Source organism: Mesorhizobium sp. AR02, assembly GCF_024746835.1.
GTDB lineage: Bacteria > Pseudomonadota > Alphaproteobacteria > Rhizobiales > Rhizobiaceae > Mesorhizobium.
The window spans coordinates 2,778,377-2,797,897 of the sequence record NZ_CP080531.1 but is presented as its reverse complement, the minus strand read 5'-3'; the positions used below and the strand labels follow the sequence as shown (position 1 = coordinate 2,797,897).

At 64.6% G+C, this 19,521-nt stretch carries 20 protein-coding genes and 1 pseudogene; 13 read left to right on the top strand and 8 right to left on the bottom strand.

The features are described 5' to 3' along the window. Nucleotides 1-135: 135 nt before the first annotated feature. The 4 genes from DBIPINDM_RS17555 to DBIPINDM_RS17540 all read right to left on the bottom strand — a co-directional run bounded on the left by DBIPINDM_RS17555 (nt 136) and on the right by DBIPINDM_RS17540 (nt 4,670). Nucleotides 136-1,104: a GlxA family transcriptional regulator gene (locus DBIPINDM_RS17555; protein ID WP_258588419.1), complete on the bottom strand. Its 969-nt coding sequence runs from the start codon at nt 1,102-1,104 to the stop codon at nt 136-138. 304 nt (nt 1,105-1,408) lie between these two features. Continuing rightward, nucleotides 1,409-2,590 (bottom strand): trans-sulfuration enzyme family protein, encoded by a 1,182-nt coding sequence (locus DBIPINDM_RS17550; protein WP_258588418.1) that lies wholly within the window; start codon nt 2,588-2,590, stop codon nt 1,409-1,411. Beyond that, a complete protein-coding gene (locus DBIPINDM_RS17545; protein ID WP_258588417.1) occupies nt 2,587-4,026 on the bottom strand; it encodes a pyridoxal-phosphate dependent enzyme in 1,440 nt (479 codons plus the stop codon). Before DBIPINDM_RS17545 ends, DBIPINDM_RS17550 begins: the two co-directional genes overlap by 4 nt. A gap of 245 nt (nt 4,027-4,271) precedes the next feature. Continuing rightward, a complete protein-coding gene (locus DBIPINDM_RS17540) occupies nt 4,272-4,670 on the bottom strand; it encodes a RidA family protein (protein WP_258588416.1) in 399 nt (132 codons plus the stop codon). Nucleotides 4,671-4,825: 155 nt separating this feature from the next. Here DBIPINDM_RS17540 and DBIPINDM_RS17535 point away from each other — a divergent pair, with 155 nt between their 5' ends. Together DBIPINDM_RS17535 and DBIPINDM_RS17530 are read left to right on the top strand one after the other, a co-directional pair. Further along, the gene (locus tag DBIPINDM_RS17535; protein WP_258588415.1) at nt 4,826-5,158 is read left to right on the top strand and encodes a hypothetical protein; all 333 of its coding nucleotides are present in this window, start codon (nt 4,826-4,828) and stop codon (nt 5,156-5,158) included. Continuing rightward, nucleotides 5,155-5,802 carry a cysteine hydrolase gene (locus tag DBIPINDM_RS17530; RefSeq protein ID WP_258588414.1) on the top strand — a complete coding sequence of 216 codons (648 nt, stop codon included), beginning with the start codon at nt 5,155-5,157 and terminating at the stop codon, nt 5,800-5,802. Before DBIPINDM_RS17535 ends, DBIPINDM_RS17530 begins: the two co-directional genes overlap by 4 nt. Before the next feature lie 13 nt (nt 5,803-5,815). On the opposite strand, the gene DBIPINDM_RS17525 is transcribed toward DBIPINDM_RS17530, so the two are convergent. Continuing rightward, on the bottom strand, nt 5,816-6,169 hold the full coding sequence (locus DBIPINDM_RS17525; RefSeq protein ID WP_258588413.1) for a winged helix-turn-helix transcriptional regulator: 354 nt from the start codon (nt 6,167-6,169) through the stop codon (nt 5,816-5,818). Nucleotides 6,170-6,280: 111 nt separating this feature from the next. On the opposite strand from DBIPINDM_RS17525, the gene DBIPINDM_RS17520 reads away from it, so the two are divergent. After that, the gene (locus tag DBIPINDM_RS17520; RefSeq protein ID WP_258588412.1) at nt 6,281-7,051 is read left to right on the top strand and encodes a type 1 glutamine amidotransferase domain-containing protein; all 771 of its coding nucleotides are present in this window, start codon (nt 6,281-6,283) and stop codon (nt 7,049-7,051) included. Nucleotides 7,052-7,064: 13 nt separating this feature from the next. On the opposite strand, the gene DBIPINDM_RS17515 is transcribed toward DBIPINDM_RS17520, so the two are convergent. Then, nucleotides 7,065-8,423, bottom strand: coding sequence for an FAD/NAD(P)-binding protein (locus DBIPINDM_RS17515; RefSeq protein ID WP_258588411.1), 1,359 nt, complete (start codon nt 8,421-8,423; stop codon nt 7,065-7,067). Nucleotides 8,424-8,448: 25 nt separating this feature from the next. Then, nucleotides 8,449-8,925, bottom strand: coding sequence for an RrF2 family transcriptional regulator (locus DBIPINDM_RS17510; protein ID WP_258588410.1), 477 nt, complete (start codon nt 8,923-8,925; stop codon nt 8,449-8,451). 922 nt (nt 8,926-9,847) lie between these two features. On the opposite strand from DBIPINDM_RS17510, the gene tauA reads away from it, so the two are divergent. The 8 genes and pseudogenes from tauA (at nt 9,848) to DBIPINDM_RS17470 (ending at nt 16,813) form a co-directional block, all read left to right on the top strand. Next, nucleotides 9,848-10,861: a taurine ABC transporter substrate-binding protein gene (tauA, locus tag DBIPINDM_RS17505; protein ID WP_258588409.1), complete on the top strand. Its 1,014-nt coding sequence runs from the start codon at nt 9,848-9,850 to the stop codon at nt 10,859-10,861. 116 nt (nt 10,862-10,977) lie between these two features. Then, nucleotides 10,978-11,751, top strand: coding sequence for a taurine ABC transporter ATP-binding protein (locus DBIPINDM_RS17500; protein WP_258588408.1), 774 nt, complete (start codon nt 10,978-10,980; stop codon nt 11,749-11,751). Further along, the gene (locus tag DBIPINDM_RS17495) at nt 11,748-12,608 is read left to right on the top strand and encodes an ABC transporter permease subunit (RefSeq protein WP_258588407.1); all 861 of its coding nucleotides are present in this window, start codon (nt 11,748-11,750) and stop codon (nt 12,606-12,608) included. The genes DBIPINDM_RS17500 and DBIPINDM_RS17495 overlap by 4 nt, the downstream gene beginning before the upstream one ends. A gap of 25 nt (nt 12,609-12,633) precedes the next feature. After that, the gene (locus DBIPINDM_RS17490; protein ID WP_258588406.1) at nt 12,634-12,822 is read left to right on the top strand and encodes a hypothetical protein; all 189 of its coding nucleotides are present in this window, start codon (nt 12,634-12,636) and stop codon (nt 12,820-12,822) included. 221 nt (nt 12,823-13,043) lie between these two features. Next, complete coding sequence (locus DBIPINDM_RS17485; RefSeq protein ID WP_258588405.1) at nt 13,044-13,997, top strand: sulfonate ABC transporter substrate-binding protein; 954 nt, start codon at nt 13,044-13,046, stop codon at nt 13,995-13,997. A 75-nt stretch (nt 13,998-14,072) separates the two neighbouring features. After that, a complete protein-coding gene (gene ssuD, locus DBIPINDM_RS17480) occupies nt 14,073-15,236 on the top strand; it encodes an FMNH2-dependent alkanesulfonate monooxygenase (RefSeq protein ID WP_258588404.1) in 1,164 nt (387 codons plus the stop codon). After that, a pseudogene (locus DBIPINDM_RS17475) lies at nt 15,233-16,008 on the top strand (ABC transporter permease subunit). Before ssuD ends, DBIPINDM_RS17475 begins: the two are co-directional and overlap by 4 nt. 7 nt (nt 16,009-16,015) lie before the next feature. Further along, the gene (locus DBIPINDM_RS17470) at nt 16,016-16,813 is read left to right on the top strand and encodes an ATP-binding cassette domain-containing protein (RefSeq protein ID WP_258588403.1); all 798 of its coding nucleotides are present in this window, start codon (nt 16,016-16,018) and stop codon (nt 16,811-16,813) included. 235 nt (nt 16,814-17,048) lie between these two features. On the opposite strand, the gene DBIPINDM_RS17465 is transcribed toward DBIPINDM_RS17470, so the two are convergent. Further along, nucleotides 17,049-17,225 carry a hypothetical protein gene (locus DBIPINDM_RS17465; RefSeq protein ID WP_258588402.1) on the bottom strand — a complete coding sequence of 59 codons (177 nt, stop codon included), beginning with the start codon at nt 17,223-17,225 and terminating at the stop codon, nt 17,049-17,051. Nucleotides 17,226-17,534: 309 nt separating this feature from the next. Here DBIPINDM_RS17465 and DBIPINDM_RS17460 point away from each other — a divergent pair, with 309 nt between their 5' ends. Both DBIPINDM_RS17460 and DBIPINDM_RS17455 read left to right on the top strand, forming a co-directional pair. Continuing rightward, nucleotides 17,535-17,903: a septal ring lytic transglycosylase RlpA family protein gene (locus DBIPINDM_RS17460; protein ID WP_258588401.1), complete on the top strand. Its 369-nt coding sequence runs from the start codon at nt 17,535-17,537 to the stop codon at nt 17,901-17,903. 289 nt (nt 17,904-18,192) lie between these two features. Further along, complete coding sequence (locus DBIPINDM_RS17455; RefSeq protein WP_258588400.1) at nt 18,193-19,470, top strand: polyhydroxyalkanoate depolymerase; 1,278 nt, start codon at nt 18,193-18,195, stop codon at nt 19,468-19,470. Nucleotides 19,471-19,521 lie beyond the last annotated feature (51 nt).

Genomic DNA, 19,521 nt, shown 5'->3' with positions numbered 1-19,521 from the left:
CCTCCGCTTCGCTCGGCTGACCTCTCCCCGAGGGGAGAGGAGACTTGTAGCGCCGGCGCTTCCCTCTTCTCCCCTCGGGGAGAAGGTGGCCGCGAAGCGGCCGGATGAGGAGGTCTACCCTCATAGAGCGCCGGCCTAATGCCGTCTCGCCAGTTTCGGCGGATGGCCGTGCTCCTCGCGAAAGGCCCGGGCAAAGCTCGACATCGAGGCAAAGCCGCAGGCCAGCGCCACGTCGCGCACGGCCAATGTCGAATGCGCCAGCAGATCGGCGGCGCGCTTGAGCCTGAGCCGCCGGTAATAGCCATTGGGCGAGATGGCGAGTTCGGAGCGGAAGGAGCGTTCGAGCTTGTCGGAGGAAACGCCGAGCCTTGCGGTCAGCTCGGCCATGCCGAGCCGCTCCTCCACCGCATCCTCCATGATGGCGATGGCCGACAGCACCAGCTCGTTCTGCACTCCGGTGCGCAGGCGCAGCGGCATCAGCTTGCGGTCGACGCTGGACCGCAACTGGCTGTGCACGAACCATTCGGCGACGCCGGCGGCAAGCTCGGCGCCATAGTCCCGGGTGATGATCTCCAGCATCATGTCGAGGCTGCCGACGCCGCCGGCCGAGGTGAAACGCTTGCGATCGATGACATAGAGGTCGCGCCGCAGTTCGATGTTGGGAAAGGCCTCGGTGAAGGCGGCCTGACTGGTCCAGTGCAAGGTGCAGGCATGGCCGTCAAGCAGGCCGGCGCGCGCCAGGAAGAACGCCGCATCCGCCACCGCGCCGATATGGGCGCCATTGCGCAGGCTGCGGCGGATCCAGTTCGCGGCATCCTCGGCGACGAGATGGTCGGCATCGCCGCCCGAGCAGACGACGATGCGGTCGACCTTCGGCGCATCCTCCGCGTAAAAACCCGGCTGGACGACGACGCCGTTCGAGGCCTCGACCGCCCCTCTCGTGCCACCGACAATGATCCAGCGATAACACTGCCGCTTCGCCAGGACATTCGCGGCGCGCAGCGGCTCGATGACGGAGCTGAACGCCATCATCGGAAAGCCGGGGAAGACCAGCACCGCGAAGGTGAGGGGTTCGGTGGGCTTTTCGGGTTCGCGCGTGGCCATGGGCGCTACATCTCGGGCGAATGGCGCGCGAGGTCAATCGGGATGATGCCCTATCACCAACGCCAGCGCTGCCCCTCACCTGCCTGCCGGCACTTCGTCGTTCGAAAAGCCAAGCAGTTGGCTTTTCGTCCGCTACGCGGACCACTCCTCAACTCCCCGTAAACGGGGCGAGGGACGCTGTCATCGCCGCTTTCGCCAATCACCGGCGGCAGCGGTTAGCCTCTTTCGCCCCGTTTACGGGGAGAAATGCGCGGCAGGGCAATGAGGGGCGGCGCCGACTTCGATAGTTAATCGCGGGCGCTCGCTATCCCCCCAGCGCCTGCTCCAGATCCGCAATCAAATCATCGCCATCCTCGATCCCCGCCGACAACCTGACCAGCGAATCCGAAATGCCGATCTCGTCGCGCTTCTCCGCCGGAATGGACCCATGCGTCATCAGCGCGGGATGCTCGATCAGGCTCTCCACCCCGCCCAGGCTTTCGGCCAGCGTGAACAATTGCGTGCGTTCGAGGAAGCGTTTTGTGCCGGCGAGGTCGCGGTCGAGCACGGCAGAGATCATGCCGCCGAAGGCATGCATCTGCTGCACGGCGATGGCATGCTGCGGATGGCTGGCGAGGCCGGGATAGAGGACGCGGCGCACATCCTTGCGGGCTTCCAGCCACTGCGCGATTTTCAGCCCGTTGTCGGAATGCCGCTCCATCCTGAGCGCCAAAGTCTTGAGCCCACGCAAGGCAAGAAAACTGTCGAACGGGCCCGATATGGCGCCGATGGCGTTCTGCAGGAATTTGAGCTGGGCTGCCAGCTCCTTGTTGTCACCGACGACAGCGACGCCGCCGACCATGTCGGAATGGCCATTGAGATACTTTGTCGTCGAATGGACGACGATGTCTATGCCGAGTTCCAGCGGCCGCTGGATATAGGGGCTGCAGAAGGTGTTGTCGGCGACCGACAATATGCCCTTGCGTTTGGCGAGAGCCGCGACCCCTTCGAGATCGACGATGCGCAGCAGCGGGTTGGTCGGCGTCTCGACCCACAGGAGTTTCGTCTCCGGCCGGATCGCCGCCTCGACCGCCGCAAGGCCGGTGAAGTCGACGAACGAGACCTGGAGACCCGCCGAGCGCTTGCGCACCCGCTCCATCAGCCGGAACGAGCCGCCATAGATGTCGTCGGTGGCGACGATATGCGCGCCGCTATCGAGCAGTTCCAGCACCGTCGAGATCGCCGCCAGGCCGGAGGCGAAGGCGAATGCGGCCGTGCCGCTTTCGAGATCGGCCACGGCGCGCTCGAAGGCAAAACGCGTCGGGTTCTGGCTGCGGGCGTACTCAAACCCCTTGTGCACGCCGGGCGACTGCTGGCCGTAGGTCGATGTGGCATAGATCGGCACCATCACCGCACCGGTCAGCGGATCGTGGCTCTGGCCGCCATGGATGGTGCGCGTCGAGAAGGCCAGGCGGTTTTTGCCGGCTGGCGGGGTATGTTTGGTCATCGTGCGCGCCTCAGATGGTTGATCAGGTCGATGCGGGTAATCAGGCCGACGAACTCGTCGCCGTCGAAGATGATGGCGACCTCGTTGCGGTCGAACACCGGCAAAAGCGCATCCAGCGTCTGGCTGGCCTGCAGCGTGTGCAGATTGGAGGTCATCGCCGTGCGCACCGGGCCGTTGAAGCGCTCCCAGCGTCCGTCATAAGGACCGTCGACCTTGGCCAATATGTCGCTTTCGTCGACGATGCCGACGAGCTTGCCATTGTCCAGCACCGGCAGCTGCGACACATCCGAGCGGCGCATGCGGCCATAGGCGTTGAGCAGGCTTTCGTCCGGTCCGACAAAGACGGTGTCGCCGGTGCGGTGCGAGCGCATCACGAGGTCGCGCAGGTCGCCATGCTGCTCGTGCTCGGCCAGGCCCTGCTCAGCCAGCCAGAAATCGTCGAACACTTTTGACAGGTACTTGTTGCCGCTGTCGCAGACGAAGGTGACGACGCGCTTGGCCACCGTCTGCTCGCGGCAGTAGCGCAAGGCGGCCGACAACAGCGTGCCCGACGACGAGCCGGCCAAAATGCCTTCGCGCGACAGGAGATCGCGCACCGCCAGCATGCTCTGCTTGTCGGTGATGGAATAAGCTTTCTTGACCAGCGACAGATCGGCATTGGGCGGCACGAAATCCTCGCCGATGCCTTCCACCGTCCAGCTGCCCGCCTCTTCCATCTTGCCGGTCTTGATCAGCGGCGCCAGCACCGAGCCGACCGGATCGGCCAGCACCATTTCGGTCTTCGGCGACACCTTGGCAAAGTAGCGGCCAAGCCCGGTCAGCGTGCCGCCCGAGCCGACGCCGACCACCACCGCGTCGACGTGGCCATTGAGCTGCGAAAAGATTTCCGGGCCGGTCGTCGTCTCATGCGCCAGCGGGTTGGCCGGGTTGGCGAACTGGTTGGCATAGAAGGCGCCGGGCACCTCCGCCGCGATCTTCTCGGCCATGTCCTGGTAATATTCGGGATGCCCCTTGCCGACATCCGAACGCGTCATGCGCACTTCGGCGCCCAGCGCGCGCAGATGCTGGATCTTTTCACGCGACATCTTGTCGGGCACGACCAGCACGATGCGATAGCCCTTGGGAATGCCGACCTGCGCAAGCCCAAGGCCGGTATTGCCCGCGGTCGCCTCGACGATCGTGCCGCCACGCTTGAGCTTGCCCTGCTTTTCGGCAGCGGCGATCATCGACAGCGCGATTCGGTCCTTGATCGAGCCGCCCGGATTCTGGCTCTCGAGCTTGATGAACAGCCGGCATTTTCCGGTGTCGAACTTGGTCAGCTCGACCACCGGCGTCTGGCCGATCAGGTCGAGAACCGAGGCATAAGGCGGACGCAGTCGCGAAGATTGGCCGTCCGAGGGGGTGCTGCCTGGCGCAGCTTTTCCGTGCTCGCTCATATCGAAGCTCCCTGATCAAGCGACCGCCTAGAGCATGATGCCGAAAAGTGTGAAGCGGTTTTCGGACGACATCATGCTCTATTTCTTTTGATTGAGCCGGCAGAGCGGCAGCGTAGCCTCTTTTCCAGCCGTTTGTCGCGGGAAAGAAGATAGAACGTGCCAATCAACTGGCCAGACGGGGAATGAAATTCCAAGCGGCGGCGGCTTGCCCGGCACGACGGCCAAGGAAGAGCCTCTGTCGGAGGCTACACGATGGCCGCCTGGCCTTCGATCTCGATCAGGAAATCCGGATTGGCGAGGCCGAGCACGCGTATGCCTGTCACCACCGGCGGCGGCCCGCGATCCGCCCAGAACGCCATCCAGACGCCGAAGGCCGGCCTGATATCAGCGTCGCCGACGATGTAGATCGACAGCCGGACAAGGTCGTCCAGCCTGGCGCCGCCGGCTTCGAGCACCATCGCCAGATTGGCGAGCGCCTGCTTGGTCTGCGCCGCGATGTCGCCCTTGCCGACGATCTGGCCATCGGCATCGATACCGTTCTGGCCGCCGATCAGCACGATGCGTGCCGAGGCGGGCAGCGCCACGCCTTGCGAATAGGCCGGGTTGCTGTGCATCCCCTTCGGGTTCAGCCGCTCGATAGTCATTTTGTCTCCCTCCGTCGGTTACGCCACGAAAGGGCGATCGGCCGACCGTTTCAACGAACCATCTCGTTCGTTGAAGCCGCCAATTTCGACATGCTAGCCGAACGGGATGCCTGCCGAAACAAGCGCGATCCTGACATCCCAAGAGGAGACAGCCGATGAAGATCATTGCCTATGACAACTTCAAGCCCGGCGTCACCCTCGACGACCTCAAGCCTTATCTGCGCGACGAGGTGTCAAATGTCTGGCGATTGTGGAAGGCCGGCATCGTGCGCGAAAACTATGCGCGCGCCGATGTCGGCGGCGTCATCATCGTCTTCGAACTCGACAGCGTCGAGGAAGCCAGGCGCTACACCGACGACTTTCCGTTGTCGAAGGCCGAGCTGCTGGAATGGCATTTCCTCGCCTTCGACCCGGCACCCTTGCCGCTCGAATATCTGTTCGATCCCAGCGTCGACATCGCCCAACCCTGGGACCGGACCGCGGCATGATCCGGTCGAGCGAAGGTATCGAGATCCCGACCAGCCCAGCGGAATGGTGCGATGTCAGTCGCATGGCGCTGGTGGTCTATGACATGCAGGTCGGCATCTGTCGCCAGGTTGCCGGCGCGGCCGATATCGTCGAGCGCACCGGCATCGTCCTCGAGGCCGCCCGAATGGCTGGCATGCGGGTGGCGTTCACGCGCCATCTCTCCTTGCCGCGCAAATGGATGGGCGCCACCCAGCTGCGCACCGCCATGGCCTGGCAGCGGCGCGACAGCCCCGACATGGTCGAGCCATGGTTCTTGCGCGACGCCGAAGCGACGCGAATCGTCCCTGAACTGGCGCCCCGCCCTGATGAAGCCGTGTTCGACAAGCTGACCATGTCGGCCTTCGATTCCACGGCGCTTGGCTTTGCGCTCAGCGATTGCGGCGTGCGCGCGGTCGCGCTCGCTGGCATCGCCATGGAGATCGGCATCGAGCCGACCGTTCGCCAGGCGACCGACAACGGCTTTACGGCTGTCGTGATCGAGGATGCCTGCGGCTTCGGCAACCGCGAAGCGCGCGACCGCTCGATGGCGACGCTGCGTTTCCTCGGCGAGGCGGTCGTCACCGATGTCGCGGGCTTTTGCGGTGCGCTTGCCGGCGCGGCCTGAGGAACGGAAGTTGCTAGGCGGCGGCTTCGATGTCGGTGCGGAAGCGCACGCCCTCGGCGCGGCCATGCACGCTGCCCCAGTCGTAGAGCGCCTGCAGCGCTGCGGCGAGATCGCGGCCGCGCTCGGTCAAGGCGTAACGTGCCTTGCCGTCGGGCGAGGTCTCGAGCCCGACGAAGCCGATCTCGACGAGATCGGCGAGCCGCTGCGTCAGCATCTTGTCGGAGAGCGACGGGATCAGCCGGCGCAGCTCGGAATAGCGCAGCGGCCCTTGCTTGATCCGCGCGATGATCACCGTTTTCCACTTGCCGCCGAGCGCGTCGAGCGCGAACTCGACCGGGCAGCCATAGAGTCTTCCGCGTTGTGTCATGCCCCAATCCTAGGCAAGGCCCGGCGGCGACGGAAGCGGATTTTACCCCGCCATCTGGCCAGATTGCCGGGCCCGGCTTTGTCGGCGACAGTTTCATAAGGGAGAGCAAAGATGAGTGTCAGGGATGCCAATCCGGTCAATGCGCTGAGGCCGAAGCGCATCGCGATCGTCATCGCCAATCCGGCTATCTCGACCACGACCGGATGGCCGGTCGGCTTCTGGTGGAGCGAGCTGACGCATCCGTGGTTCGCCTTCATCGAACGCGGCTACACGGTGGAGATCTTTTCGCCCGATGGTGGCCGATGCGAGGCCGACGCGCTGAGCGACCCGCGTGATCCCTCGGGCTATTCCGAGACGGACCTCATCTCGCTCGGCTTTCTGTCGAGCCCGAAACTGGCAAGTCTGGTCGACAACACGCGACCGGTGTCGGAGATCGATGTCGACAGCTTTGACGCGATTGTCGTCGCCGGCGGCCAGGCGCCGATGTTCACCTACGAGAGCGCGACCGACCTGCAACAGACCTTCGTCGCCTTCCATGAAGCCGGCAAGGTGGCGGCGGCGCTCTGCCACGGCACCGCGCTGCTGCGTTACGCCAGGCGCGCGGATGGCTCACTTCTCGTTGCCGGCAAGACGGTGACCGGTTTCGCCAATGCCGAGGAGGATTTCGCCGACAACGCCACCTGGGAGATGGGCGCACTCGAGCGCGGAAAGCATCTGATGCCCTGGCGCATCGAGGATGAGTTGAAGGCAATCGGCGCCAATTATGTCCAGGCCGGGCTGTGGCGCGGCTTTGCCATACGCGACGGCAATCTGATCACCGGCCAGCAGAATTTTTCCGGCGCCGAGACCGCACGCCTGGTGTGCGAGGCACTGGGCGGCTGAACGCTGCCGGCACCTATCCCAGCAACTGCTTGCTCAGCCGCGCGCACTGGACGCGGATGTCGGGAATGGCGTCGATCTCGAAGAAGGTGCCGCGCGTCAGCGGGCCGACGGCGAGGATCTTTCGCGAGACCGTGCCGTCGCCGGCGATGATCTCGCAATTGGCCGACACGTCGAGGCCGATGCGCATCGGATCGGGCCGCGCGAGCCCGCGGTCGACCAGCGAGCGCACCACGCTGTTCGACGAGGTCGAGATGTCTCGCACGATGCCCGAGCAATCATAGATGCGGGCGACGTCGAAAGTCTCGACAAGCTGGCTGTGGCGCGACTGGACGTCGACGGTCAAAGCCTCGCCCGGCGTGATGCCGACGACGCGGCCGGCGACAAGCCGGATGCGGCCGGATTGCACGGCTTGCGTCACCTTGGCGTAGACTTCCGGCGCCATGCGATGGCGGTGGATGTCCCACCAGGCCTTGGTGTGTTCGACGAAGCGGCGCTTGGCCGAAGCCGGCCAGTTCTGCCAGATCTTCTGGTTGAAGGGGCGCAATCCGTCGACGACGTCGCGCCAGTCGATGCCGGCCTTCTGGTTCTCGCGGATCAGGTCGCGGAACCAGCCGACGAAATAGGAAAGCTGGGTGCCGAGCGGAATGTCGGCGACATCGAGCTTGATCGGATTGCCCTTGCGGTGCGGCGACGGCAGCAGGCCACGCCGGGACACGGCGACGATCTTGCCCCTGTGGCCGCGCTGTTCCAGCGCCAGGAACGCGTCGACCATGCTGAGGCCGGTGCCCAGCACCATGACAGCGCTGTCCGGATGGAGCGTTGTGTCGGCCTCCGAGCCCATGCGGACCGCATGGCCTTGCGCCGGCTGTTCGTCATGGCCGGTGGCAAGTATGGCCAGATGGGCGACGACGCTGGTGCCGTTGGCGAGCGCGACTTCGACGCCCGACGCCGTCGGCGTGATCGACCGGCTCTCTTCATGGATCAGGCGCAGCCGCCCGGTCGGCTGTTCGCGCGCCTCGAGTTCGTCGAGCAACTCGCCGAGGTAGCGGGCATAGATGCTGCGCGGCGCGTAGAAAGGCGTCTGTGGCGTCTGCTCCTGGTCCACCAGGCCACGCCCCTGCAGCCAGCGCCAGAAATTGCCGGGATCGTCGGCATAGGCACTCATGCCGGCAGCACTGACATTCAGCACATGCGCCGACAGCAGCGTCGAATAGGCGATGCCCTGGCCGAAATGCGGGCGCTTTTCGATCAGCGTGACGCGCAGATCCGGATTGGGCGATTTCAGGAGATGCGCGGCCATCACGACGCCGCTGGCGCCGCCGCCGACAATGATGATGGAACTGGGGATGATCGAATTGGCGCGCCCGCTCATGCAGGCCCCCGCGCAATGCGAGGCGTCAGGCCTGGACCTTCACCGTGACGGGAAGATCGTCGATGCCCCTCGCGACCGTAAGGTCGTCGAGGCCGATATCGCGCATTTCGGCGAGGCTGCGCTGGTCGAGCACCTCGGCGATCGCCTGCCGGACCTCGAGCATCAGATGTCGGACTTGGCATGTCGCCTCGTTGCAGTCTTCACAGCGCTGATATTGTGTGCGGCTGGCGCAGGGAATTGGCGCCAGCGGCCCATCGAGGACGCGCACGACATGGCCGACCTTGATCTCGTCGGCCGGCCGCGCCAGGCGGTAGCCGCCATCCTTGCCCTTGCGGCTCTGGACGAAACCAGCATTGCGCAGCTCGCCCAGGATGGCGTCGAGAAATTTCTTCGGGATGTTGTTGCCGGTCGCGATGTCGTTGACGAAAGCCAGCTGCCCGGCCGGCATGTGCGCGAGGTGGACCAGCGCCTTGAGGCCGTACTTGCCTTTTTTGGTGAGCATAGACCGAACGTTTCTCTGTCATGCGATGGCGCGAGGCCATCCGTTGCGAAACGCCTGGCGAGCCTCCCCGCCGCGCCCAAGCATCCATGACACATAAATTCTAGTGACATGATGTACAAGCCGAGAAACGTTGAATTTGCTTCGTTTTCAAGCCGCTGTAGCCATTTTAACCGGCCTTTGTGCCATTAAGAGCACAGAAATGCACTGCAACGGCGACAAGGCGACAAATGGTTTCCCGCAGGACAGCCGCGTCGCGTGCCACTCACGTGGTGCCGGGAGCCGGTGCTTGCCGTGAGCGATCATGGTGCTGGGGTGCCCGCTCATCGTTGCCTCCAATTCCCTCATGTCGATAAGGATACTATACTTACCCTCAAACACGCGGAAAGGGTTGTCAATTCCGTAGCTGTTTGAGGCATGGGTTTGCGTGATAATCGCAAAAGCGAAAATTGTCGTTTCGTAGATGATGGGTGCCGACGGTTGTCGAGTTGCCGGAGCCTTCCCAACTTCGTCATCCACGGGCGGAGCAGGAGCGAAGCTCCGTCGCGAAGACCCGAGGATCCATTCCGTGACAACCGCCGAAGAATGCAACGGCGGGGAATGAAACTTTGTCCCGTCGCCATCCTTCAGCACCGTCGAGGCATTTTTGATGTCGCGGCATGGATCCTATGGTCTGCGCCGCTTCGCTCCTTGCTCCGCCATAGGATGACGAAGCCGGGAAGGCCCCGCGGAGCGCCATTCCTGTTCGGTTTGCCACGGGGCGGTGACAGCGGCTGCAGCCGCCCTATGCGCTCGGGTGCTCCGCCACCGACAGCTTTTTTCCAACAAAGCCACCTTCCTTGGAAGGATTTAACTCTACAAGAACGATAGAATTAGCTGACTATTATGGGGCAATCCGGTTTTCACTGTTTCATGGAGCCCTTTGATGTCCACCATTTCGCGACGCATTCTCCTTCTGTCGTCGGCCGCCCTTGCCGGCGCCGCCTTCCTCAGCCCGGCCTTGGCCGAGGACCTGAAGATCACCATCGGCTACCAGACCGTGGTCGAGCCTTCCAAAGTGCCGCAAGCCGATGGCGTCTATGAAAAGGCCACCAAGGCCACCATCGACTGGCGCAAATTCGATTCCGGCGCCGACGTCATCGCCGCGGTCGCTTCCGGCTCGGTCGATATCGGCTATGTCGGCTCGAGCCCGCTGGCGGCGGCGGCAAGCCGTGAGCTGCCGATCCAGACCATCTTCGTCGTCGGCCTGATCGGGCCGTCCGAGGCGCTGGTCGCCCGCAATGGCGCCGGCATCGAGAAGGTCGCCGACCTCGCCGGCAAGAAGGTCGCCGTGCCCTTCGTCTCGACGACGCATTACAGCCTGCTTGCAGCGCTCAAGCACGAGAATGTCGATCCGAAGTCGGTTGAGATTCTCAATCTGCGGCCGCCGGAAATCGCCGCCGCCTTCGCGCGCGGCGACATCGATGCGGCTTACGTCTGGGATCCGGCGCTCGGCCAGATCAAGACGACGGGCAAGGTGGTGCTGGATTCCTCGCAGGTCGCCGCCTGGGGCGCGCCGACCTTCGACGCTTGGATCGTGCGCACCGACTTCGCCGAAAAGAATCCGGAAGCCGTGCGGGACTTCGTCAAGGTGACGGGCGCCGCCTATGCCGAGTACCTCGCCAAGCCCGACGCCTGGTCGGTGTCGTCGCCGCAGGCTGGCAAGATCGCCAAGCTCACCGGCGCCAAGCTGGAAGAGGTGCCGGAACTGTTGAAGGGCTATGTCTTCCCGACGCTCGAAGAGCAGGCCTCCGACAAATTCCTCGGCGGCGGCACGGTCAAGGCGGTTGCGGCGGCCTCCGCCTTCCTCAAGGAGCAGGGCAAGGTCGACGCCGTGCTGCCGGACTATTCGAAATACGTGACATCGAAATACGTCACCGAGGCGCTGGCCTCGAACTGAGCGCCTGACGCCAACTGAACGCGCGGATCTCCTTCCCTGACGCCGCGTGCTGCCTGCCCCGGAACTGCTGACGAGGAGCCGTTCCGGGGCAGTCGGATTTCCCTCTGAGAGGCCCCATGCCGCATCTCGTGCTCGACAAGATCTCGATCCATTATGACGGCCAGCCGGCACCGGCCGTCGAGCGGGTGTCGATCGACGTTGCCGGGGATGATTTCGTCGTGCTTGTCGGCCGTTCCGGCTGCGGCAAGACCTCGCTGCTCAATGTCGCCGCCGGCCTTGTTACGCCGTCGCGCGGCAGTGCCACGATCAACGGTCAGCCGATCACCGCACCCGGTTCGGATCGGGCGGTGGTGTTCCAGAACGATGCCTTGTTTCCCTGGCTGACCGCGCGCGAAAACGTTGCCTTCGCGCTGCGCCTGCGCGGTGTCAGGCCGGCCGAGCGGGCGCGGCGCGCCGACGAATTGCTGGCGCTGGTGAAGCTTGACCGTGCCGGCGACAAGCGCATCTGGGAGCTGTCCGGCGGCATGCGCCAGCGCGTCGGCCTCGCCCGCGCGCTCGCGGCAGAGCCTCAATTCCTGCTGCTCGACGAGCCGCTCGGCGCGCTCGATGCGCTGACGCGCGAACGCATGCAGACGACGCTGCTCGACCTCTGGACGGCAAGCCATGCCGGCGTGCTGATGGTCACCCACGGCATCGAGGAGGCGCTGGTGCTTGCCACCCGCATTGTCGTGCTGGCGCCGGGCCCGGGCCGCGTGGTGCGCACCTTCGAGCCAGGTTTCTCCAGGCGCTACGCCTCCGGCGAGCCCATCCGCGCCATCAAGGCCGATCCGGCCTTCGCCGCGGCGCGCGGCGAACTGACCGACGCCATCTTCGAAGGAGAGGCGGCATGACTGTGACGTCTTATACCGAGCGACCGAGCCAGAAGATCGACGAGGTCGATGGTCTGTCAGTGCCATGGTCGCCGGCCACCCCGAAGCGCAAAGGCGTCTCGGCGCGCATGATCAGTGCGGTCACCATTCTGGTGGTTCTGGCGGTATGGGCGCTGTCGGCTCGCCTGCAACTCGTCTCGCCGGTCTTCCTGCCCTCGCCTGCCGCCGTCTGGAACAAATTCTTTGTTGTCGCGCGTGACGGCTTCGTCGACGCGACGCTGTTGCAGCACGCCGTCGCCAGCCTGGGCCGGGTGTTTGCGGCGCTGGTCGCGGCCCTTCTCATCGGCGTTCCGGTGGGTCTCGCCATCGGCATCAGCACCGTCGGCCGCGGCATCTTCGATCCGCTGCTGGAATTCCTGCGGCCGATCCCGCCGCTCGCTTATCTGCCGCTGGTCATCATCTGGTTCGGCATTGGCGAGCCGTCAAAAATCCTGGTGATCGCCATCGCCATGCTGGCGCCGGTGGCGCTGTCGACCGCGTCCGGCGTTCGTGGCGTCTCGCAGGAGCGCATCAACGCCGCGCGCTCGCTTGGCGCGACGAAGCGCCAAGTGGTCCGCCATGTCATCCTGCCCAGCGCGTTGCCCTCGATCCTGACCGGGCTGCGCATCGCGCTCGGCGCCGGCTGGTCGACATTGGTCGCGGCCGAACTGGTCGCGGCGACGCGTGGGCTTGGCTTCATGATCCAGTCGGCAGCCCAGTTCCTGGTCACCGACGTGGTGATCATGGGCATTCTGGTGATCGCCGCCATCGCCTTCGTGCTCGAATTCATCATCCGCCGGATCGAGCGCGTGCTCGTTCCGTGGGCGGGACGCGAGTGATCAAACCAAGCGCAGGAGAATGACGATGACCCATTCCACCGCCGTGCTGTTTGCCCATTTTGGTGCCTGGCTGCTGGGCCTTGCGTCCGATGACAAAGCGGCGAGGCAGGACAGCCAGCGCTCGCCGGCGCCGGTCCAATTCCAGGCCGGCCGCGACCGCTTGCCGCCACGCGACGAGAGTTTTTACTGGGCCTGGCAGTATTGGTCGCAGTGAGGGGCACACCAACACGACGAGCGTCGCGCTCTGTCCCGCCCCCCTCTGTCCGGTAGGGCAGAGGGGGCGCTGTCCCGCCAAAGGGAGAAATCAATTCCATCTGTCGCGCGCAACTCGCAAAATCATTCCTCTACTAATTTTATAGAACTACCTAGCCTGAGCTCTCTTCCAACCGGCGAGGACATTTTCCCGGCGCCGATCCGCAGCGAAGGAGAGGGATCATGTTCAATCTGACGAGACGCGTTTTCGGCATCGGCCTTGTGGCCGCGACCGTTGCCTTGTCGTTCGGTGCCGCCGCGCAGGAGCTGAAGCAGCTCAGCATCGGCTATCAGAAGACCAGCCTGCCGGTGATCGCCAAGCAGCAGCAGGTGATCGAGAAGGCACTCACGGGCAAGGGCGTCACCGTGAAGTGGGTCGAGTTCACCGCCGGCCCGCCGCTGGTCGAGGCGCTCAATGTCGGCGCCATCGACGTCGGCTGGACCGGCGACGCGCCGCCGATCTTCGGCCAGTCGGCCGGCGCCAACATCGTCTATGTCGCGGCCCTGCCGTCCAATGGTGACGGCGAGGCCATCTTCGTCAAGCCGGCCTCGCCGGTGCAATCGGTTGCCGACCTCAAGGGCAAGCGCGTCGGTGTCGGCAAGGGCACCTCCGCGCACAATCTTCTTGTGGCGGCGCTGGAGAAGGCCGGCGTTCCGTTCGATCAGATCACGCCGATCTATCTCAGCCCCGCCGATGCCGCCGCCGCCTTCGCCAGCGACCAGATCGATGCCTGGGCGGTCTGGGATCCGTTCTTCGCCATTGCCGAAACGCGTTACCAGCCCCGCGTCCTGGCCCGCTCCAGCGAGGTGCTCAAGGTCAACACCTATTTCCTCGCCAACAAGGATTTCGCCAAGGCGCATCCTGAAACCATCACCACGACCGTCGCCGCACTTGGCGAGGCGGTGAAATGGGCCGACCAGAACCGCGACAAGGTGGCCGAGGCGCTGCATGAGGTCACCGGCGTGCCGCTCGACGCCCAGATCATCGCCGCCAATCGCAGCAAATTCGGCATCTTTCCGATCACCGACGAGATCGTCGCCAGCCAGCAGGCGACCGCCGACCGCTTCTTCAAGCTCGGCCTGATCCCGAAGGCGGTCCGCATCTCCGACGCGGTTTGGATCGCGCCAGGCAATTGATCTTTTGTCTCGCGGCGCCGGGTGAGACCGCCCGGCGCCGTTGCCGTTTGTGCCTGCATCTCCAGGAAGTCCACCATGACCACGCCAGCCAGCACCGCGCCACTCGATTTCTTCTGGTTCATCCCGACGCATGGCGACGGTTCCTATCTCGGTTCCGAACAGCAGCAGCGGCCGCCGGAGTTCGGTTATTTCAAGGAGATCGCCCAGGCCGTCGACCGGCTCGGTTTTCCCGGCGTGCTGCTGCCGACCGGGCAGAATTGCGAGGATTCCTGGATCACCGCGACGGGCCTCGCGACGCTCACCGAAAAACTCAAATTCCTGGTGGCACTGCGGCCCGGCGTGACGCTGCCGACCTTCGCCGCGCGCCAGACTGCGGCACTCGACCGGCTGAGCAATGGCCGCCTGCTGCTCAATGTCGTGGTCGGCGGCAATCCGACCGAGCTTGCCGGCGACGGCGTCTTCCTGCCGCATGACGAGCGCTATGCGCAGGCGCATGAATTCCTGACCATCTGGCGGGCACTGGTGTCCGGCGAGCGCGTCAATTTCGACGGCAAATATTACCGCGTCGAGAATGGCCGCCTCGACCTTTTGCCAAGCCAGGAGCGGCCGCCGCTCTATTTCGGCGGCTCGTCCGACGCCGGGCAGGATCTCGCCGCCGACCTCGTCGACATGTACTTGACCTGGGGTGAGCCGCCGCGCCAAGTCGCCGAGAAGCTCGCTTCAGCGCGCGCGAAGGCAGCGCTGCGCGGCAGAAAACTGCGCTTCGGCATCCGGCTGCATTTCATCGTGCGCGAAACCGAGGAGGAAGCCTGGCGCGCCGCCGACCGGCTGATCAGCCACGTCACCGACGCCCAGATCGAAAATGCCCAGGCGCGCTTCCTCAACCAGATGGACTCGGTCGGTCAGCGCCGCATGGCCGAGCTGCATGGCGGCCGCCGCGACAAGCTTGTCGTCTCGCCCAATCTGTGGGCCGGCGTCGGCCTGGTGCGTGGCGGCGCCGGCACCGCGCTGGTCGGCACGCCGGAGCAGATCGCCGAGCGCATCCGCGAATACCAGGCGATCGGCATCGATACCATCATCGGCTCCGGCTACCCGCATCTCGAGGAAGCCTACCGCGTCGCCGAGCTGTTGTTCCCGAAGCTCGGGCTCGGCACCAGGCGGCAGCGGGTGCACGAAGCCATCGCCAACGAATTCTCGGTCGGCTTCCACGGCGCCGCCCGCCTGCAGGCCTCGTCATGAGCTTTTCCGCGCGCCTGCACGCAAACGCCATCGGCTGGGTGCTGCCGGTCCTGGTGATCGCCGGCTGGGAGATTGCCAGCCGCGCGGGCGTCATGCCGGCCAATGTGCTGCCGGCGCCAAGTGCCGTCGCCGAGGCCTTCTGGCGGCTGACGCTGTCGGGTGAACTGATCCGCAACATCGGTGTTTCGACGGCGCGCGCGCTTGCCGGCTTCGCCGTCGGCGGCTCGATCGGCTTCGCGCTCGGCCTCGCCAACGGGTTGTCGCGGCTCAGCCGCGGCCTGACCGACACCACGCTGCAGATGATCCGCAACATTCCGCATCTGGCGCTGATCCCGCTCGTCATCCTGTGGTTCGGCATCGACGAGGAAGCAAACTGTTCCTGGTGGCGCTCGGCGTGTTCTTTCCGATCTACGTCAACACGCTGCTCGGCATCCAGAGCGTCGATCCGCAGCTGGTCGAGATGGGCCGCGTCTACGGCATGGACCGCCGCGCGCTGTTCTTCCGCGTCATCCTGCCCGGCGCGCTGCCGGCGATCTTCGTCGGCCTGCGCTACGCCTTGGGCATCATGTGGCTGACGTTGATCGTCGCCGAAACCATCTCGGCCAGCTCCGGCCTCGGCTACATGGCCATGCAGGCGCGCGAATTCCTGCTGATCGATGTCGTCGTGCTGTCGATCCTGATCTACGCGCTGCTCGGCAAGCTCGCCGACAGCCTCGCCCGCCTGCTCGAGCGGCTGTCGCTCGGCTGGCATCCCGCCTTCCAGAACGGATGAGGTTTCGATGCCAGCCGCCAGCCTGACCTCCGTCCGTTCCTTCGTCGCCGCGCCAGCGCCGGCGCGCCCGGCGATATCGGTCGAAGGACGCCGCGCCTTCGCCTTCAAGGGCGTGGAAAAACGCTTCGGCGACAAGACCGTGCTCGACGGCATCGACCTTGACGTGCCGGCCGGGCAGTTCGTCGCCGTCATCGGCAAGAGCGGCTGCGGCAAGAGCACTTTGCTCAGGCTGCTGGCGGGGCTCGACCGGCCGACATCGGGATCGCTGACGCTGGGCGCCGAGGAGGAAGGCCACAGCCGCACCCGCTTCATGTTCCAGGAGCCGCGCCTGCTGCCCTGGGCCAGCGTGGTCAGAAATGTCGAGGTCGGGCTGACCGGCATCGCCGCCGGCGCGGACGCAAGGCAACGCGCGCTCGACATTCTGGGCGAGGTCGGCCTCGCAGATCGCGCCGATGAATGGCCCTCGGTGCTGTCCGGCGGTCAGAAGCAGCGCGTCGCGCTGGCCCGCGCCCTGGTCGGCCACCCGCAGATCCTGGCGCTCGACGAGCCGCTCGGCGCGCTCGACGCGCTGACCCGCATCGAGATGCAGCAATTGCTGGAACGCATCTGGCTCGCCCAGAAATTCACCGCCGTGCTGGTCACCCATGATGTCGCCGAGGCCGTCGCGCTCGCCGACCGTGTCGTGGTGATCAGCGCCGGCAGGATCGCGCTCGACCTGGATGTGCCGGTGGCCCGGCCGCGCCGGCGCGGCTCCGCCGAGCTCGCCCGCCTCGAAGGCACGATTCTGGACCAGCTGTTCGGTTAGGCCTGTCGGGGCAGGGCATTCTGTCCGAACCAGATAGATAGGTAACAGAATCGACCGGTAGCATGGGTGACGATTTTCTTGCTCGCTGGGTTGTGGCTGTCTTGCGACAGCGCGATTGACGAGCGGCTTCCCCCACTCCGTCGCTGCTTCGCAGCGCCACCTCTCCCCCCTCCGGAGGGAGAGGAAGGGTGCCGACCTTGCTTAGGCCCGACGGAGTGGGGGCGACCTTTCACCCCTACCGGTTCGCCCACACCAGCCCGGCCAGGCCGAGCAGCATGGTGACCAGGCCGATATAGAGCCACTGCGACTGGCCGGTCATGAAGCTGCCGCCAACCACGCCGATGCCTTGCAGCGACCACACCGCGCCGATGGCCAGCACAATCAAGGCCAGCAGATTTTTGGTCAGTCTCATTGTCAGATCTCGCTTTTCAAGTCGATCGTCTGTGACATCGTGAGCGTGATGAAAGAGCCAAAGGAAGAGGTCCAATCACGCCGGATTCTACTTGGATATTAATCCGATATCTTGTCAAAGCGATCTGCGATGTCGGCCCGAAGATCATCGAGAATTGATCAGATATCGCCGGAAAATCCCTGACAGACTGTTACCCTCTGACTCCAAACGTGTGATCTCGCCACGGAACGGACAGATGCTTGCCGCATTTCCTGCCTTATTCGGCACCTAACGGCTGGGGTCTGTCAAAAACGGAGCCACCCCTCAGAGATGAAGAACCTAAACCAGACCGCGCTTGTCGCGGTAACGATCGCTGCTGGCCTGATGGTCGGCGCTTCCGCCACTTCGGCAACCGCCGCCGCCGGCCAGTGTGGCCGCGCTTCCTGGTACGCGCTGCACTCGCGCACCGCATCGGGCGAGCGCATGAACCCTTCGGCGATGACCGCCGCCCACCGCACTCTGCCTTTCGGCACCAAATTGCGGGTCACCAACCAGCACAACGGCCGCAGCGTCATCGTGCGCATTAACGATCGTGGTCCTTTCATCAGGGGTCGCATGCTCGATCTGTCGAAGGGCGCCGCCGGACAGCTTGGCTTCATCAGCTCCGGCCAGACCGCTGTCTGCGTGGCGCGCGTCTGATGTAGTCTTTTCCTTGGACCATGATCTCTTCCGAAAACCGGAACCACTTTTCGGGATCATGGTCTGGCGTCCGGCGCCAGGGCCGGACATATTTCCTACACATTTCGGCACTGCACATTGAGCCGGCTCGGCCATTCCAGGCCGATTTGCAAGCCTTTGCACGAAAGAACGATTGATCACGCCACGTGACGTATTGCATCGCAGCAATTAGTTGTTAACCTCGCCGCGAGACATTTGAGGCTCGGCGCTGCTCGTCGTCCCTTCGGTCGAGGCAGCAGCGGGGTTGTCGATGTTCTACCAGCTCTATGAAATGAACCATGCGGCGCTGCAGCCGGCCCGGCTCTATGCCGACGCGGTGCGGATGTTCTGCGCCAACCCGCTCAATCCGTTTTCGCACACGCCCTGGGGCCGCTCGATTGCGGCGGGCGCCGAACTGTTCGAACGCACCACGCGCCGCTATGGCAAGCCCGCCTTCGGCCTCGACAAGACCGTCGTCGACTGGAAGAGCGTCGAGGTTACCGAAAAGACCGTCTGGTCGAAGCCGTTCTGCAACCTCGTCCGCTTCGAGCGCGCGGTGCCCGCCGGCCGCAAGCCGGATCCGAAGCTGCTGATCGTGGCGCCGATGTCGGGCCACTATGCCACGCTGCTGCGCGGCACGGTGGAAGCCATGCTGCCCTATGCCGATGTCCACATCACCGACTGGGTCGATGCCCGCATGGTGCCGCTGGCCGACGGCAGCTTCGATCTCGACGACTATATCGACTACATCATCGACATGTTCCATGCGCTCGGGCCCGACACCCATGTGATGGCGGTGTGCCAGCCTTCCGTGCCGGTTCTGGCGGCGGTGGCGCTGATGGAGACCAAGGGCGACCCCTTCGTGCCGTCGACCATGACCCTGATGGGCGGCCCGATCGACACCCGCCGCAACCCGACCGCGGTCAATCTTTTGGCCGAGGAGAAGGGCATCGACTGGTTCCGCGACAATGTCGTCATGCACGCGCCCTGGCCGGTGCCGGGCTTCGGCCGCGAGGTCTATCCCGGCTTCCTGCAGCTGTCCGGCTTCATGAGCATGAACCTCGACCGCCACATCATCGCCCACAAGGACTTCTTCATGCACCTTGTGAAGCACGATGGCGACAATGCCGAAAAACACCGCGACTTCTATGATGAATACCTGGCGGTCATGGATCTGACGGCGGAGTTCTACCTGCAGACCGTCGACACCGTGTTCGTCCGCCATGCCCTGCCCAAGGGCGAGATGACGCATCGCGGCACCCTTATCGATACATCAGCCATCCGCAACGTCGCTCTGTTCACGGTCGAGGGCGAGAACGACGATATATCGGGCCTTGGCCAGACCAAGGCGGCGCAGGATCTGTGCGTCAACATTCCGGCCGACAAGAAGGCCCACTACATGCAGCCGGCGGTCGGCCATTACGGCGTCTTCAACGGCTCGCGCTTCCGCTCCGAGATCGTGCCGCGCATCGTCGACTTCATCACCAGCTATGGCCGCCAGAACCGCGTCGCGGTGAAGCCGAAGCTGGTCCGCACCGCCAAGCGATAGGCCATTCCGGGACAAGATCTGAAAAATCGGCGCACTTGTGCTTCTGTTGCA

What these genes read in the sequence shown, in the direction of transcription:
- DBIPINDM_RS17555 (WP_258588419.1), bottom strand. Translation starts at nt 1,104, where the DNA reads ATGGCCACGCGCGAACCCGAAAAGCCCACCGAACCCCTCACCTTCGCG.
- DBIPINDM_RS17550 (WP_258588418.1), bottom strand. Translation starts at nt 2,590, where the DNA reads ATGACCAAACATACCCCGCCAGCCGGCAAAAACCGCCTGGCCTTCTCG.
- DBIPINDM_RS17545 (WP_258588417.1), bottom strand. Translation starts at nt 4,026, where the DNA reads ATGAGCGAGCACGGAAAAGCTGCGCCAGGCAGCACCCCCTCGGACGGC.
- DBIPINDM_RS17540 (WP_258588416.1), bottom strand. Translation starts at nt 4,670, where the DNA reads ATGACTATCGAGCGGCTGAACCCGAAGGGGATGCACAGCAACCCGGCC.
- DBIPINDM_RS17535 (WP_258588415.1), top strand. Translation starts at nt 4,826, where the DNA reads ATGAAGATCATTGCCTATGACAACTTCAAGCCCGGCGTCACCCTCGAC.
- DBIPINDM_RS17530 (WP_258588414.1), top strand. Translation starts at nt 5,155, where the DNA reads ATGATCCGGTCGAGCGAAGGTATCGAGATCCCGACCAGCCCAGCGGAA.
- DBIPINDM_RS17525 (WP_258588413.1), bottom strand. Translation starts at nt 6,169, where the DNA reads ATGACACAACGCGGAAGACTCTATGGCTGCCCGGTCGAGTTCGCGCTC.
- DBIPINDM_RS17520 (WP_258588412.1), top strand. Translation starts at nt 6,281, where the DNA reads ATGAGTGTCAGGGATGCCAATCCGGTCAATGCGCTGAGGCCGAAGCGC.
- DBIPINDM_RS17515 (WP_258588411.1), bottom strand. Translation starts at nt 8,423, where the DNA reads ATGAGCGGGCGCGCCAATTCGATCATCCCCAGTTCCATCATCATTGTC.
- DBIPINDM_RS17510 (WP_258588410.1), bottom strand. Translation starts at nt 8,925, where the DNA reads ATGCTCACCAAAAAAGGCAAGTACGGCCTCAAGGCGCTGGTCCACCTC.
- tauA (WP_258588409.1), top strand. Translation starts at nt 9,848, where the DNA reads ATGTCCACCATTTCGCGACGCATTCTCCTTCTGTCGTCGGCCGCCCTT.
- DBIPINDM_RS17500 (WP_258588408.1), top strand. Translation starts at nt 10,978, where the DNA reads ATGCCGCATCTCGTGCTCGACAAGATCTCGATCCATTATGACGGCCAG.
- DBIPINDM_RS17495 (WP_258588407.1), top strand. Translation starts at nt 11,748, where the DNA reads ATGACTGTGACGTCTTATACCGAGCGACCGAGCCAGAAGATCGACGAG.
- DBIPINDM_RS17490 (WP_258588406.1), top strand. Translation starts at nt 12,634, where the DNA reads ATGACCCATTCCACCGCCGTGCTGTTTGCCCATTTTGGTGCCTGGCTG.
- DBIPINDM_RS17485 (WP_258588405.1), top strand. Translation starts at nt 13,044, where the DNA reads ATGTTCAATCTGACGAGACGCGTTTTCGGCATCGGCCTTGTGGCCGCG.
- ssuD (WP_258588404.1), top strand. Translation starts at nt 14,073, where the DNA reads ATGACCACGCCAGCCAGCACCGCGCCACTCGATTTCTTCTGGTTCATC.
- DBIPINDM_RS17470 (WP_258588403.1), top strand. Translation starts at nt 16,016, where the DNA reads ATGCCAGCCGCCAGCCTGACCTCCGTCCGTTCCTTCGTCGCCGCGCCA.
- DBIPINDM_RS17465 (WP_258588402.1), bottom strand. Translation starts at nt 17,225, where the DNA reads ATGAGACTGACCAAAAATCTGCTGGCCTTGATTGTGCTGGCCATCGGC.
- DBIPINDM_RS17460 (WP_258588401.1), top strand. Translation starts at nt 17,535, where the DNA reads ATGAAGAACCTAAACCAGACCGCGCTTGTCGCGGTAACGATCGCTGCT.
- DBIPINDM_RS17455 (WP_258588400.1), top strand. Translation starts at nt 18,193, where the DNA reads ATGTTCTACCAGCTCTATGAAATGAACCATGCGGCGCTGCAGCCGGCC.